Origin of the sequence: Pseudomonas sp. CFII68, from assembly GCF_000416195.1 — a bacterium.
Taxonomy (GTDB): domain Bacteria; phylum Pseudomonadota; class Gammaproteobacteria; order Pseudomonadales; family Pseudomonadaceae; genus Aquipseudomonas; species Aquipseudomonas kilonensis.
In genome coordinates, this window is record NZ_ATLN01000085.1 from 1 (window position 1) to 14542 (window position 14542).

Annotated in this window: 16 protein-coding genes; 9 read left to right on the plus strand and 7 right to left on the minus strand. The window is 58.5% G+C overall.

The genetic code is table 11. The annotated features are described in order from the left end of the window. Positions 1-422 precede the first annotated feature (422 nt). Complete coding sequence (tyrS, locus tag CFII68_RS13720; protein ID WP_018607142.1) at positions 423-1622, minus strand: tyrosine--tRNA ligase; 1200 nt, start codon at positions 1620-1622, stop codon at positions 423-425. A 212-nt stretch (positions 1623-1834) separates the two neighbouring features. Between tyrS and CFII68_RS13715 the strand changes: the two genes are divergently transcribed. After that, on the plus strand, positions 1835-3253 hold the full coding sequence (locus CFII68_RS13715; RefSeq protein WP_018607144.1) for a peptidoglycan DD-metalloendopeptidase family protein: 1419 nt from the start codon (positions 1835-1837) through the stop codon (positions 3251-3253). Between the two features lie 2 nt (positions 3254-3255). Further along, positions 3256-4347 carry an anhydro-N-acetylmuramic acid kinase gene (locus CFII68_RS13710; RefSeq protein WP_018607146.1) on the plus strand — a complete coding sequence of 364 codons (1092 nt, stop codon included), beginning with the start codon at positions 3256-3258 and terminating at the stop codon, positions 4345-4347. Between the two features lie 67 nt (positions 4348-4414). On the opposite strand, the gene erpA is transcribed toward CFII68_RS13710, so the two are convergent. Continuing rightward, the gene (gene erpA, locus CFII68_RS13705) at positions 4415-4765 is read right to left on the minus strand and encodes an iron-sulfur cluster insertion protein ErpA (protein ID WP_003177727.1); all 351 of its coding nucleotides are present in this window, start codon (positions 4763-4765) and stop codon (positions 4415-4417) included. Positions 4766-4914: 149 nt separating this feature from the next. Beyond that, complete coding sequence (gene argC, locus CFII68_RS13700; protein WP_018607151.1) at positions 4915-5949, minus strand: N-acetyl-gamma-glutamyl-phosphate reductase; 1035 nt, start codon at positions 5947-5949, stop codon at positions 4915-4917. A gap of 135 nt (positions 5950-6084) precedes the next feature. Here argC and hemJ point away from each other — a divergent pair, with 135 nt between their 5' ends. The 6 genes from hemJ to coq7 all read left to right on the plus strand — a co-directional run bounded on the left by hemJ (position 6085) and on the right by coq7 (position 10530). Further along, complete coding sequence (hemJ, locus tag CFII68_RS13695; RefSeq protein ID WP_003206117.1) at positions 6085-6516, plus strand: protoporphyrinogen oxidase HemJ; 432 nt, start codon at positions 6085-6087, stop codon at positions 6514-6516. Positions 6517-6551: 35 nt separating this feature from the next. Beyond that, positions 6552-7520, plus strand: coding sequence for a nitronate monooxygenase family protein (locus CFII68_RS13690; protein WP_018607169.1), 969 nt, complete (start codon positions 6552-6554; stop codon positions 7518-7520). A 51-nt stretch (positions 7521-7571) separates the two neighbouring features. Beyond that, positions 7572-8537, plus strand: coding sequence for a DUF805 domain-containing protein (locus tag CFII68_RS13685; RefSeq protein WP_018607171.1), 966 nt, complete (start codon positions 7572-7574; stop codon positions 8535-8537). 60 nt (positions 8538-8597) lie between these two features. Further along, the gene (locus CFII68_RS13680; RefSeq protein ID WP_018607174.1) at positions 8598-9386 is read left to right on the plus strand and encodes an SDR family oxidoreductase; all 789 of its coding nucleotides are present in this window, start codon (positions 8598-8600) and stop codon (positions 9384-9386) included. Positions 9387-9468: 82 nt separating this feature from the next. Further along, positions 9469-9807 carry a histidine triad nucleotide-binding protein gene (locus CFII68_RS13675; RefSeq protein ID WP_018607175.1) on the plus strand — a complete coding sequence of 113 codons (339 nt, stop codon included), beginning with the start codon at positions 9469-9471 and terminating at the stop codon, positions 9805-9807. A 75-nt stretch (positions 9808-9882) separates the two neighbouring features. After that, positions 9883-10530 carry a 2-polyprenyl-3-methyl-6-methoxy-1,4-benzoquinone monooxygenase gene (coq7, locus tag CFII68_RS13670; RefSeq protein ID WP_018607177.1) on the plus strand — a complete coding sequence of 216 codons (648 nt, stop codon included), beginning with the start codon at positions 9883-9885 and terminating at the stop codon, positions 10528-10530. A 113-nt stretch (positions 10531-10643) separates the two neighbouring features. Here the strand turns inward: coq7 and CFII68_RS13665 are convergent, their stop codons facing one another. Further along, positions 10644-11066, minus strand: a complete 423-nt coding sequence (locus tag CFII68_RS13665) for an OsmC family protein (protein ID WP_018607179.1) — start codon at positions 11064-11066, stop codon at positions 10644-10646. Between the two features lie 238 nt (positions 11067-11304). On the opposite strand from CFII68_RS13665, the gene crp reads away from it, so the two are divergent. Further along, on the plus strand, positions 11305-11949 hold the full coding sequence (gene crp, locus CFII68_RS13660; RefSeq protein WP_018607181.1) for a cAMP-activated global transcriptional regulator CRP: 645 nt from the start codon (positions 11305-11307) through the stop codon (positions 11947-11949). Here the strand turns inward: crp and CFII68_RS13655 are convergent. Genes CFII68_RS13655 through trpD form a run of 3 tightly spaced genes read right to left on the minus strand, consistent with a single transcriptional unit; the run spans position 11946 to position 14533 of the window. Further along, on the minus strand, positions 11946-12647 hold the full coding sequence (locus CFII68_RS13655) for a lipoate--protein ligase family protein (RefSeq protein WP_018607182.1): 702 nt from the start codon (positions 12645-12647) through the stop codon (positions 11946-11948). The two genes, crp and CFII68_RS13655, sit on opposite strands and share 4 nt — an antisense overlap. Positions 12648-12650: 3 nt before the next feature. Beyond that, positions 12651-13487: an indole-3-glycerol phosphate synthase TrpC gene (gene trpC / locus CFII68_RS13650; RefSeq protein WP_018607185.1), complete on the minus strand. Its 837-nt coding sequence runs from the start codon at positions 13485-13487 to the stop codon at positions 12651-12653. Further along, positions 13484-14533 (minus strand): anthranilate phosphoribosyltransferase, encoded by a 1050-nt coding sequence (gene trpD / locus CFII68_RS13645; protein ID WP_018607187.1) that lies wholly within the window; start codon positions 14531-14533, stop codon positions 13484-13486. Before trpD ends, trpC begins: the two co-directional genes overlap by 4 nt. Positions 14534-14542 lie beyond the last annotated feature (9 nt).

The window sequence follows — 14542 nt, forward strand, 5'->3', positions numbered from 1 at the left end:
TTGATTCAGTTGTTAAAGAGCGGTTGGTTGAGTCTTTCATCTCAACCGAGGCGCGCATTCTACAGCGCCCCGTGTATCTGTCAAGCGGTTATTTTAAGAAGTTTTCAAAGTTTCGCTTCGGAAACATCAACAACTTCAACCACTTGCGCTTCCGATCTCTCGTTAGCGGGAGGCGAATTCTACAGCGTTACTCGCTGCTGTCAACACCTCTTTTTCACCGCTTTCGACCGAGAAGATCGAATCGCCGATAGAGCCAAACAACACCGCTCTATCTGCTCCTTCCGGGCTTCGATGACCTGAAGCCCAACACCTTCGAAACTTACTTAACTCATTGAATCTCAAGGAGTTTTCCGTTTCGACTGCGCCGGAAGTGGGGCGAATTATAGACTTCCAGAATCTGCCGTCAACACCTATTTTCAGCTTTATTCAGATTTCAGCGTAATACGCGCAAAAGCCTTCTTGCCGGCCTGACAGACATGAGTAGAACCCAGCTCATATATATAGGTGCGATCCACAACCTCACCATCGATACGCACACCACCCGAACCCAAAAGGTCTCGCGCCACCGCTGCGTTCTTGACCAGGCCTGCTTTATTAAGGACTGCCGCAATCGGCATATCCTCGGCAGCAGTCAACTCGATCTCCGGCAGATCGTCCGGCAGCTCGCCATCCTTCATGCGATTACCCGCCGCGCGATGAGCATTGGCCGCAGCCTCCTCACCATGGAAACGCGCAACGATCTCTTCGGCCAGCTTGATCTTGATGTCACGCGGATTGGCGCCAGCCTCGACATCGGCACGGAACGCATCGATCTCATCCATGGACCGGAAACTCAACAGCTCGAAGTAGCGCCACATCAGCACATCAGGAATGGAGACCAGCTTGCTGTACATGACGCCCGGCGCTTCCTGGATACCCACGTAGTTGCCCAGCGACTTGGACATCTTCTTCACACCATCCAGACCTTCCAGCAACGGCATGGTCAGGATGCACTGTGCCTCCTGACCGTAACCACGCTGCAGCTCACGCCCCATCAACAGGTTGAACTTCTGGTCGGTACCGCCAAGTTCAACGTCCGCGCGCAACGCGACCGAGTCATAGCCCTGCACAAGCGGATAGAGGAACTCATGAATGGCGATTGGCTGATTGGATTTATAGCGCTTGTCGAAATCATCGCGCTCAAGCATGCGAGCCACGGTGTATTGGGACGTCAGACGAATGAAATCCGCCGGCCCCATCAGATCCATCCAAGTGGAGTTGAAAGCCACTTCGGTCCTGGCCGGATCAAGAATCTTGAAAACCTGAGTCTTGTAGGTCTCGGCGTTATCGAGAACCTGCTCACGAGTCAGCGGTGGGCGCGTAGCACTCTTGCCGCTTGGATCACCGATCATCCCGGTGAAGTCACCTATAAGGAAGATGACCTGGTGCCCCAGGTCCTGGAACTGGCGCAGCTTATTAATAAGCACGGTATGGCCCAGGTGCAGATCGGGTGCCGTCGGATCGAAACCTGCCTTGATACGCAGCGGCTGCCCGCGCTTGAGCTTTTCGATCAGCTCGGACTCGACCAACAGTTCTTCCGCACCACGTTTGATCAGCGCTAGCTGCTCTTCAACCGACTTCATAACAGACCCGTAAGGCTCAGATTCAAAGGGCCCCAACCATACAAGATCGCGCACCAAATACAAGGTTTGCCCGGCGCGCGGACGCCAATCCACAGAACAGAGCGTTCGCGGGCTTGCTTCGCAGGGGTTTTGGTTATATTTTATACAGTTATTTCATCTTCATCATGTCAGTCATCTTTTCCAATTCATCTTTTCAAAAGTCAAAATTACCTATGACCACAGAACCGTCTAAAGCGCCGCCGCTTTACCCGAAGACCCACCTGCTTGCCGCAAGTGGCATCGCAGCCCTCCTTAGCCTGGCGCTGCTGGTGTTTCCCTCCAGCGATGTTGAAGCCAAAAAGACGACCCTGAGTCTTGAACTGGAAAGCCCTGCTGAACAACTGACACAAGAACAAGACGCCGCCGAAACCGTTCAAGCCACAAACGAACCGGCCGCCTCTCCTTTTGCGCAGATTGAAAACAGCCCGCAAGACACCACCGAGGCAGCCGCTCAGGTAGAAGCGCCTGTAGCAGAAGAAAAGAAGGGACCAGACCATCGCGAAGTGATTGTTGCCAAGGGCGACACACTTTCCACCCTCTTCGAAAAGGTTGGCCTGCCCTCGACTTCGGTCCATGAAATCGTGGCCAGCGACAAGCAAGCCAAGCAGTTCACTCAACTGCAGCGCGGCCAGAAACTCGAATTCGAACTCGATCCAGAGGGCCAGCTGACCAACCTGCACACCAAGCTGAGCGACCTGGAAAGCATCACCCTGACCAAAAACGACAAGGGTTATGTATTCAATCGCGTCATCACCAAGCCTACCGTCCGCTCGGCCTACGTTCATGGCGTCATCAACAGTTCATTGTCCCAGTCGGCTGCACGCGCAGGCCTTTCCCACAGCCTGACCATGGACATGGCCAGTGTATTTGGCTACGACATCGACTTCGCCCAGGACATTCGCCAGGGTGACGAATTCGACATCATCTATGAGCAGAAAGTGGTCAATGGAAAAAGCGTCGGCAACGGCCCGATTCTCTCCGCGCGCTTCACCAACCGCGGCAAGACATACACCGCCGTGCGCTACACCAACAAGCAAGGCAACAGCAGCTACTACACCGCCGACGGCAACAGCATGCGCAAGGCCTTCATCCGTACACCGGTTGATTTCGCCCGCATCAGCTCGAAGTTCTCCGCCGGCCGCAAGCATCCAATCCTGAACAAGATCCGCGCCCATAAAGGTGTCGACTACGCAGCTCCCCGTGGCACGCCAATCAAGTCTGCCGGCGACGGCAAGGTATTGCTGGCCGGACGTCGCGGCGGTTACGGCAACACCGTGATCATCCAGCACGGCAATACCTACCGCACGCTGTACGGCCACATGCAAGGCTTCGCCAAGGGCGTGAAGACTGGCGGCACCGTCAAGCAAGGCCAGGTGATCGGATACATCGGCACTACCGGCCTGTCCACCGGCCCGCACTTGCACTATGAATTCCAGGTCAACGGCGTCCACGTCGATCCGCTTGGCCAGAAACTGCCGATGGCCGATCCGATCGCCAAGGGCGAACGCGCGCGCTTCCTGGCTCAAAGCCAACCCTTGATGGCTCGCATGGATCAAGAGAAAGCCACCATGCTGGCCTCGAGCAAGCGTTAAGCATGGCGCTCTATATCGGTGTGATGTCCGGGACCAGCCTGGATGGCCTGGATATCGCACTGATCGAACTGACCCCGGCGATCAAATTGATCGCCACGCACTACATTCCGATGCCCGCCATCCTGCGTACCGAATTGCTCGGATTGTGCAGCAGTGGGCCCGATGAGATCGCCCGCTCCGCCATTGCCCAGCAAAGCTGGGTAAAGCTGGCCGCACAGGGTATCCATACCCTGCTCAACGAACAGAAACTCAAGCCTGAAGACATCACGGCGGTCGGCAGCCACGGCCAGACCATCCGCCATGAACCAGCCCGCGGGTTTACCGTACAGATTGGCAATCCGGCCTTGTTGAGTGAGTTGACCGGCATCACCGTCGTCAGCGATTTCCGCAGCCGTGACGTCGCCGCCGGTGGACAAGGCGCCCCGCTGGTTCCGGCATTTCACGAAGCACTGTTCGAAGAACGAGCCGGTAAACGTGCCGTACTGAATGTCGGCGGTTTCAGCAATCTCAGCCTGATCGAGCCGGCAAAACCCGTCGCTGGTTTCGACTGTGGTCCAGGCAACGTATTGCTCGATGCCTGGATACATCAACAACGAGGCGACCATTTCGATCGTGACGGTCAATGGGCTGCCAGCGGGAAAGTCGAGCCAGTTCTGCTCAAGACGCTGCTCAGCGATCCCTTCTTTGTCACGAAGGGTCCGAAAAGTACCGGGCGAGAGGTATTCAACCTGCCTTGGCTGAGCCAGCATTTATCGCAGTTGCCAGCCTTCACCCCGGAAGACGTGCAGGCAACGTTGCTCGAACTGACAGCCCTGACCATCGTCGAATCACTCCAACATGCCCAGTCCAATACTCAAGAGTTGCTGGTCTGCGGCGGCGGTGCACATAACCAGACGCTCATGAAGCGCCTGGCCGATTTGCTGCCGGACGCCAAAGTCAGCAGCACGGCGGTGTACGGCGTAGACCCGGATTGGGTTGAAGCCATGGCTTTCGCCTGGCTTGCCCATTGTTGCCTTGAAGGTATTCCAGGTAACCGTCCAAGTGTCACCGGCGCCCGCGGCCTGCGCGTACTCGGCGCCATCTACCCAGCCTGAATCCAGTAATTACGGACAGAAAAAAGCCGCAGGGCCCTAAGGCTCTGCGGCTTTTTTATTGAAGCACTCAGATCGAGAACGAAGAACCGCACCCACAGGTCGTGGTCGCGTTTGGGTTCTTGATCACGAACCGCGAGCCTTCCAGGCCTTCCTGATAATCCACCTCGGCACCTGCCAGGTACTGGAAGCTCATCGGATCGACCACCAGGCTGACCCCTTCGCGTTCAACGATGGTGTCGTCTTCGGCCACTTCTTCATCAAAAGTGAAGCCGTACTGAAAACCGGAACAACCGCCGCCCGTTACAAACACGCGCAGCTTCAAACGATCATTGCCCTCTTCATCGACCAGGCTCTTCACCTTGTGCGCGGCACCGTGGGTGAATTGCAAAGCCGTGGGGGTGAAGGTTTCGACGCTCATGCTGAATATCTCCCGGCGCTTACGCCGCCATAATGCGTGATGGCGGGCATTATCCGCTTCTCCTAGAAAATCGGTCAACTATTTACAAGAGCAGCGGCGAACTACAAGCCCCAAGCTTGTAGCTGCCGACTTGAAGCGTGTGGCTGCCGTTATGGCAACATCCCCGCATGGGAGAGCCCCAAGCGCTCATCCAGCCCGAACAGGATGTTCAGGTTCTGCACGGCCTGGCCGGACGCGCCCTTGACCAGGTTATCGATGACCGACAACACCACCACCAGATCACCGTCCTGCGGACGATGCACGGCGATCCGGCAAACGTTCGCACCGCGCACGCTGCGGGTTTCCGGGTGGCTGCCGGCTGGCATTACGTCGACGAACGGTTCGTTGGCATAACGCTTTTCAAACAACGCCTGCAGGTCCACCGAACGATCGACGACGGTTGCATAAAGAGTGGAGTGGATGCCACGAATCATCGGCGTCAGGTGCGGCACGAAGGTCAGGCCGACCTCCTTGCCCGCGGCCCGGCGCAATCCCTGGCGAATTTCCGGCAGGTGGCGGTGCCCCTTGACCGCGTACGCTTTCATGCTTTCCGCCGTTTCGGCGTACAGCGAGCCGACACTGGCGCCACGCCCGGCCCCACTGACACCGGACTTGCAGTCGGCAATCAGACGCGAAGCATCGGCAAGACCGGCCTCGAGTAGCGGCAGGAACCCCAGCTGCGTCGCCGTCGGATAGCAACCCGGTACCGCGATCAGTCGGGCCTGCTTGATTTTCTCGCGATTGACTTCCGGCAATCCATAGACCGCCTCGTCGAGCAGATCCGGCGCGCCGTGAGGTTGACCGTACCACTTGGCCCATTCATCGGCGTCCTGCAGGCGGAAGTCCGCCGACAGGTCAATGACCTTGGTCCCGGCAGCCAGCAGTTCACCCGCCAGGGCGTGGGCGACACCGTGAGGTGTGGCGAAGAACACCACATCGCAGGCGCCAAGGGTCTTGATGTCCGGAACACTGAACGCCAGGCCGTCGTAATGACCTCGCAGGTTCGGGTACATGTCGGCAACGGCCAGGCCGGCCTCGGATCGGGAAGTGATGACCACCACCTCAGCTTGCGGATGCTGTGCCAACAGACGCAGCAGTTCGACACCGGTGTACCCCGTGCCGCCGACGATACCGACCTTGACCATAAACCTGCCCTCAACGAACCCACTGGAAAGCCGTCGATGATAGGGGCCGCAGGGCCCGGCGACAACCGCCAAGGTGACGTGCGGACGCTCTAACCTCTACTATCGGGCTACCGTGAATCCTGGGAATAACTAAAAATGCTCTATCTGTGGCTCAAAGCACTTCATATCGTCAGCATGGTCTGCTGGTTCGCCGGCCTGTTCTACCTGCCTCGCCTGTTTGTCTATCACGCCCAAAGCGAGGACAGCGTCAGCAAAGAACGTTTCAGCGTCATGGAGCGCAAGTTGTACCGCGGCATCATGGGCCCGGCGATGATTGCCACGCTCGTATTCGGCATCTGGCTGCTCAGCCTCAACGCCGGCGCCTACTTCACCCAAGGTGGCTGGATGCACGCCAAGCTGACCCTGGTCGTGCTGCTGATCGGTTACCACCATATGTGCGGCGCCCAGGTAAAGCGCTTCGCCCGTGGCGAAAACACCCGCAGCCATGTCTTTTATCGCTGGTTCAATGAAGTGCCGGTTCTGATATTGCTGGCTATCGTAATTCTGGTCGTCGTCCGACCGTTCTAATCTCCAATCAGCATCCATTATCCGGGGTACTTGCGATGTCGTTGCCCGCTCTGCTTGAACAACGCTTGCGCCTGCCCGTCGTGGCAGCGCCAATGTTCCTGATTTCCAATCCGAAACTGGTGCTGGCCTGCTGCCGCAACGGCATCGTCGGAAGTTTTCCGGCGTTGAACCAGCGCGAAAGCAGTGGCTTCAAGGCCTGGCTCGAGGAAATCGAAGCAGGCCTGGCGACCCTGGAGAATCCGGCACCCTACGCCGTGAACCTGATCGTCCATCACAGCAACCCGCGGCTTCAAGCCGACTTGGCCATCTGCATCGAACACAAGGTGCCGATTGTCATCACCAGCCTGGGCGCGGTGAAGGAGTTGGTGGATGCCGTCCATGCTTATGGCGGACTGGTGTTCCATGACGTGACGACCCGGCGTCATGCCGAGAAAGCCGCCGAAGCCGGTGTCGATGGCTTGATCGCCGTTGCCGCTGGTGCAGGCGGGCATGCCGGAACATGGAGCCCGTTTTCACTAGTCGCCGAGATCCGGCAGTTTTTCGACAAAACCGTGCTGCTTGCAGGATGCCTGAACCATGGCCATCAGATTTTGGCCGCACAATTGCTCGGCGCCGATCTGGCCTACTTCGGCACGCGCTTTATCGCTACGAGCGAAAGCCACGCCCCTGACGCTTATAAAGAGATGTTGCTCACATCCAGAGCCGCAGACATCGTGCATACTCCCGCTGTATCCGGAGTGCCGGCCAGTTTCATGCGCCAGAGCCTGGAGAGCGCCGGTTTCGATCTGGCCGCTCTGCAGAACAAGGGCGAGGTGGATTTTGGCTCGAAACTCAAACCGCTGAACGATGAAGCCAAGGCCTGGAAAACCGTATGGTCCGCTGGCCAGGGCGTGGGTGAAATCGATGATTTGCCCAGCGTCGATCAGTTGGTGGCACGCCTGGATGAAGAATACCGTCAGGCACATGCCCGGGCGGCGCAGCTTGGCGGGCAATGGCCCCGCTGAAGCAACCCCATAAAAACAGTTATTTAACTTTCAGAGACAAGGATGCCGGGCATGAGCGAAACCCGTTTCAACATTGTATTCGACGGAGGCCTGATGCCGGGCGTCGATACCACCACAGCCAAACTCAACCTCGCCGACCTGTTTAAAAGCGACATCAGCGCCATTGAACGGCTGTTCACTGGTCGCAAGGTAGCCCTTAAAAGCAACCTGTCCCAGAGCGAAGCGCAGCAATACCTGGAAGCGCTCAACAGGAGCGGAATCGATGCCCGAATCGAAGCTGAACCTGCCCTCCAACTGAGCCTCGGCGAAGTGCAGGAGTCGCCACAACAGCCGAGTGGGCGCCACCCGGAATCTATCGTCGACCCCGTCTCGCCGTATGCGCCTCCCCGGGCCGAAGTGGGTGAAACACTCGCCGAGTACAGCACCCTCAAGCCGTTCAGCTTCGATGGGCGTATCGGCCGTTTGCGCTACCTGGCCTGGACCATGGTGTTGACCCTGGCCCTGCTGCCCCTGGTCGGCCTGGGCTTCTGGTTAGCCACGGCCTGGCTGCTGGCTTCCGACTCGATAGCGGGACTCATCGTCGGCGGCCTGCTCGGCGCAGCCGTCGTACTAGCCTTTGCCTTCGTGAGCATCCAGTTCAACGTCCAGCGCCTGCATGATCTCGGCTGGTCGGGGTGGTTGTGGCTGGTCAACCTCGTTCCATTCGTGGGCAGCATCTTCCCGTTCATCCTCATCATCGCCCCGGGCAATACCGGTGCAAACCAGTATGGTCCGCCGCCACCGCGCAATACCACGGCGGTCAAATTGCTGGCGTCGCTTTGGCTTGTGATGATCGTCCTGATTTTCATGGCTACCTTTGCCGGCATCTTCGGAGCCCTCCAGGAGGACTACGACAGCAGTACCCTGAGCAGCTATGAAAGCAGCGAGTCCAGCACCGACACCGCCGAAGAACCCGCCGTCGAGGCAGCCGAGCCCGCTTCGCCTTCTGTAGACTATGAAGAAGAAGAGGAACAATAAGCGCGCTTCATGCCGGTGACAGCCCAGTCGCCTGGCGGCGGGCTGTTGATGGAGAACTGCATGACCCGTTACGCACTGATCACTGGCGCTTCCAGCGGCATTGGCCTGGCCATGGCCGAAGCGCTGGCCCGGCGCGGCCGCAACTTGATACTGGTGGCTCGACAACGTGATCGGCTGGAAAGTATTGCAATCGAACTGACTCAGCGGTTTGGCGTGGAGGTGTTGTTCCGGGCTTGCGACCTGGGCGAACCGCTGAGGCTTTCAGGCTTTCTCCTGGAACTGGAGGAAGGTGAGCGGCAGATCGACCTGCTGGTCAATTGTGCAGGCATCGGCACCAGCGGGCCGTTCCTGGGCCAGGACTGGATGACCGAGCAGGATCTGATCGAAGTCAACATCCTCGCCCTGACACGGCTTTGTCACGCCATCGGTAACAGCATGGCCCTGCTTGGCGGCGGCCAGATCCTCAACGTCGCCTCGATTGCCGCGTTCCAGCCCGGCCCCTGGATGAGTACCTATTACGCCAGCAAGGCCTATGTGCTGCACTTCTCCGAAGCCCTGCGGGTCGAGCTGAAGAAATGCTCGATCAAGGTCTCGGTGCTTTGCCCTGGCCCGACCCGGACCGGCTTCTTTTCCAGGGCGCAGATGGACGAACAGAAACTCATCGACAGCAAGTTGCTGATGAGCCCGGAAGAGGTGGCCCTGTACGCCGTGCGCGCGCTGGACCGCAACCGCGCCATCATCATTCCCGGACGCCGCAACCGCTGGCTGGCCGCACTGCCGCGACTGGGGTCGCGATGGCTGGTACGAACCATCGCCGGCATGATCAACAAGGCTTATTGCCCGCGCTGATCCCTTCAAGTTGAATAACCAGGCGCCTCAACCGGAGCCTTCAAGACACCCGACCTCGACGAACCCAACGGAGAAAACAGCTGTGGATACTCTGTTTACCAAGATCATCAACCGGGAAATCCCGGCGAAGATCATTTACGAGGATGACCAGGTATTGGCCTTCCACGACATCGCCCCGCAGGCGCCTGTACATTTCTTGGTCATACCGAAAAAACCGATCCGCACCCTCAATGACCTGGCCGAAGAAGACAAAGGCCTGGCTGGACACATCTTGTTCACTGCCCAGCGCCTGGCACTGGAATTGGGCTGTGCAGAAGGTTTTCGCGTGGTGATGAATTGCAATGAACTGGGTGGGCAAACGGTCTATCACATTCATATGCATGTGCTGGGGCAGCGCCAGATGAACTGGCCGCCGGGCTGATACCCCTGACCCAACGCAAATCTTCGGCGGTCGATTGGGTTAAACTGGCCGCTGTGATTTTTCCCGGAGGTAAGCATGACTACCCAACGTCACTACTCGCCGATTGACCGCCTGTTGCTGCAAGCGGATACCGCGATGCGCACGCTGCTGCCCTTCAGTGGCCAGCCGTACCGCCCATCACCGGCTATCGTGCAACCAGACGCGCAACTGAGTGACGAGCAAACCCGCCACGTCGCCGGACTGATGCGTATCAACCACACCGGCGAAGTCTGTGCCCAGGCGCTGTATCAGGGCCAGGCGCTGACAGCGAAGCTACCGCAAGTGCGTAAGGCAATGGAGCATGCCGCCGAGGAAGAAATCGACCATCTGGTCTGGTGTGAACAACGGATTCGCCAGCTGGGCAGTCATACCAGCGTCCTGAATCCGCTGTTCTATGGGATGTCATTCGGGATCGGCGCCGTTGCCGGGCTGATCAGCGACAAAGTCAGCCTCGGCTTCGTTGCGGCGACCGAGCATCAAGTGTGCAAGCATTTGAATGAACACCTCGAACAACTGCCGGCCGAGGATGAAAAATCCCGGGCGATCCTTGAACAGATGCGCGTGGACGAGGAACACCATGCCGAGAGTGCGCTTGAGGCCGGTGGCTTCCGTTTTCCGGCCCCGGTGAAGTTCGGCATGAGCCTGCTGGCCAAGGTCATGACCAAGAGCACTTATCGGATTTGACGGCAATTGAGGACTGACTAGCTCATTCCCACGGAAATTAAAAAGGCGACGTCCCCAAGGGAAGTCGCCTTTTTTCTGTCCGAATACATCAATACGGCCAGTCGACTCTCGACTCAACCCAACTCGATGATTTCATAATCGTGGGTGATTTCGACCCCGGCGACGCCAAGCATGATCGAAGCCGAGCAGTATTTCTCGGCGGACAGCTCGATGGCGCGCTTGACCTGGGCTTCCTTCAGGGCGCGCCCCTTCACCACGAAGTGCATGTGGATCTTGGTAAACACTTTGGGATCTTCAGTGGCGCGCTCTGCCTCCAGGAAAGCTTCGCAGCTTTCGACGGCCTGGCGAGACTTTTTGAGAATGCTGACCACGTCGAAGTTGCTGCAACCGCCCACGCCCAGCAGGAGCATTTCCATCGGCCGAACACCCAGGTTCCGCCCACCGGCCTCTGGCGGGCCGTCCATGACGACCACATGACCACTGCCTGACTCACCGAGGAACATGGCTTCGCCAGCCCATTGGATGCGTGCCTTCATCGCCAAGACTCCACTGTTAAAAAAGGGTCGCCAGCTTAGCACAGCGCTCCGGCATGACCGCTCTCCGTCTTAGGAGACCTGACCGACCAGCATGTAGGTAAATTCTCAAATCAATTAAGGACGCCTCTGTTAAGCTGGCCATACGCCAACTCGATGGCGCATGGCCAGCCTTTAGCGATAGCCATTCGCGTCTATAAAAAAACCAAACCATCACTGCGCAGTCTTTCGGGATACAACCATGGTTGCCATTACTCCCACGTTCAAGATCAAGAATCTCGACAAACTCTTGATGCATTGCCAGCGCCGCCGCCATCCAGCCAAACACAACATCATTTGTGCGGGAGATCGTTCCGAGACGCTGTTTTTCATCATCAAGGGGTCGGTCACTATCCTCATAGAAGATGACGACGGTCGGGAAATGATCATCGCCTACCTCAATTCCGGAGATTTTTTCGGCGAGCTGGGGTTATTCGAACAGGCGGGCAAGGAACAGGAACGCAGTGCCTGGGTACGGACCAAGATTGAATGTGAAGTGGCGGAGATCAGCTACGCCAAATTCCGAGAACTGTCCCTGCAAGACCCGGACATTCTTTACGTCCTCAGCGGACAAATCGCACAGCGCCTGCGCAATACCACCCGCAAGGTGGGCGATCTCGCATTTTTCGACGTCACCGGACGTGTAGCACGCTGCCTGTTGGAACTGTGCAAGCAACCCGATGCCATGACCCACCCGGACGGCATGCAGATCAAGGTGACGCGCCAAGAGATTGGTCGGATTGTCGGTTGTTCGCGTGAAATGGTCGGTCGCGTACTCAAGGACCTGGAAGAACGCAACCTGGTCAGCGTCAAAGGCAAGACCATGGTGGTGTTCGGAACGCGTTAAGCACCCAGCAGCTTGGTCAGCAGCTCCCGATACAACGCCTCGAGTCGCTCCAACGCATGAGGCGCCGGGAATTTTTCACGCAGGGCAATATGACTCTCGGCACGCACTCGCTGCTCCAGGCCACAGGCCTCATTGAAGCGATTGACTGCCGCGACCATGGACTCGCGCTCGCCCACCAGTAAAAGCGCACCATGGACCAGCCCCACCGGACGTTGACCACCCTTGCTCTGGCGCCAGCGCTGAGCGGTGCCCACCATTTTCCGGCCGTCGAGGTTGACGTTGAAGCGTCCGTCACAGAAAGCCCCCTCCACCTCTCCCAGCGAAGCCACTCCGCCCAGCTCATCCAACAGTTGGCAGATGGGATCGCACAACCGGCGATACCCGGTTTCGATACGTCCGTGGTCGCCTTCGCTGCGCGGTGGTGCGTAGACCAGGGCGATATTGACGGTGGCGGCCGATTGCGGCACCGGTTCGCCACCGGTTTCGCGCAGCAGGACCGGCCAGCCATGGGCAGCCGATACTTCACAGGCGTGTTCAAAGCCCGGTAGGCGACTCAAACGGCGCGGCATGACCAGCGCACGGTCTTTGGGCTGCCAGAACAGCAGGCCGAACTCAGCGTCGCCCGCGCAGATGCTGGCCAACAGATCCTGTTCGGCTTGCAGGCCAGCTTCGACGGTCAGGGAAATCACAGGCGACATGGATCAGTCCAGCGTCGAGCCGCTCACCGGCAGGCCACGTTCAGGAAAGAACAGTCGTTGCAACTCCGTACCCGGGTTCTCGGCGCGCATGAACGCTTCGCCCACCAGGAACGAGTACACATCGCTGACTTCCATCAGCTCGACATCGGCCCGGTTGAGGATGCCGCTTTCGGTGATGACCAGGCGATCGCGCGGAATGCGCGGCAACAGGTCCAGGGTGGTTTCCAGGCTCACTTCGAAAGTGTGCAGGTTACGATTGTTCACGCCGACCAGTTTGGTATCGAGGGTTTTCAGGGCTCGTTCCAACTCGTCACCGTCGTGGACTTCCACCAGGACATCCAGCCCGACGCTTTTGGCAACGGCCGCCAGCTCGGCCATTTTCACGTCGTCCAAGGCGGAAACGATCAACAGCACGCAGTCGGCACCCAACGCACGCGCCTCGACGATCTGGTACGGATCGATCATGAAATCCTTGCGGATCACCGGCAACTTGCACGCCGCCCGCGCCTGCTTCAGGTAGTCGTCGGCCCCTTGAAAAAAGTCGACGTCGGTCAGCACCGAGAGGCAGGTAGCACCGCCCTTCTCGTAGCTTCGCGCGATCTCGTCCGGGACGAAGTGCTCACGAATCACGCCCTTGCTGGGGGATGCCTTCTTGATTTCGGCAATCACCGCCGGCTGTTTTTTCTTGGCCTGATCGATCAAAGCCTGGGCAAAGCCGCGCGGCGCATCCGCTGAACGCGCCAGGTTTTCCAGCTCGGCCAGACTGACCCGAGCGCTGCGCTCGGCCACTTCCTGGGCCTTGCGAGCCAGAATTTTTTCCAGAACCGTTGGCACGCTCATCCTTCATTCTCCACTTTGAATACGGCGGTAAATGCACCCAGCTCTTCGAGCTTTTCCCTGGCCAGGCCAGTGTGCAGCGCATCATGGGCCAGTTCCACGCCTTGCTTGAGACTGCTGGCGTGGTCAGCGGCGTACAACGCAGCGCCGGCATTGAGCACGATCATCTCAGCGGCTTTCTGGCCATTCTCGGTTTTGCGACGCCCCAGGGCATCGCGAATCAGTTCCAGCGATTGGGCCGGGCTGTCGACCGCCAACCCGTGCAAACTCTGGCTCTTCATGCCGAGGTCTTCAGGTTCGACCCAGTACTCGCTGATCTGATCATTTTTTAGTTCGGCCACGAATGTAGGCGCCGCCAGGCTGAACTCATCCAGCCCATCCTTTGAATGGACCACCAGCACGTGCTTGCTGCCCAGGCGTTGCAGGACTTCAGCCAATGGCCGGCACAACGCCTGGCTGAACACACCGACTACCTGATGTTTCACGCCGGCCGGATTCGTAAGCGGGCCGAGCATGTTGAACAGCGTACGCAGCCCCAGCTCGCGGCGCGGCGCGGCGGCGTGTTTCATGGCGCTATGGTGGGTCTGGGCAAACATGAAACCGATGCCGACGTTATCGATGCAGCGTGCCACCTGGATCGGCGTCAGGTTCAGGTAAATGCCGGCCGCCTCCAGCAGATCGGCACTGCCGCTCTTGCCGGAAACTGCCCGATTGCCGTGTTTGGCAACGGTGCAACCGGCCGCCGCGACGACAAACGACGAAGCCGTGGAAACGTTAAAGATATTGGCGCCGTCACCGCCGGTACCGACCACATCCACCACACCGTCCAGCGTCTTGAGTTCGACCTTGTCCGCCAGCTCACGCATCGCCGAAACCGCACCGACGATTTCATCGATGCTCTCACTCTTCATGCGCATGGCCATCATGAACGCGCCGATCTGCGCATCCGTGCATTGGCCAGTCATGATTTCGCGCATCACGTCGCGCATCTCGTCGGTGCTCAGGTCGAGATGGCCGACGATACGGCTCAGGGCTGTCTTGATATCCATGAAAAGTCC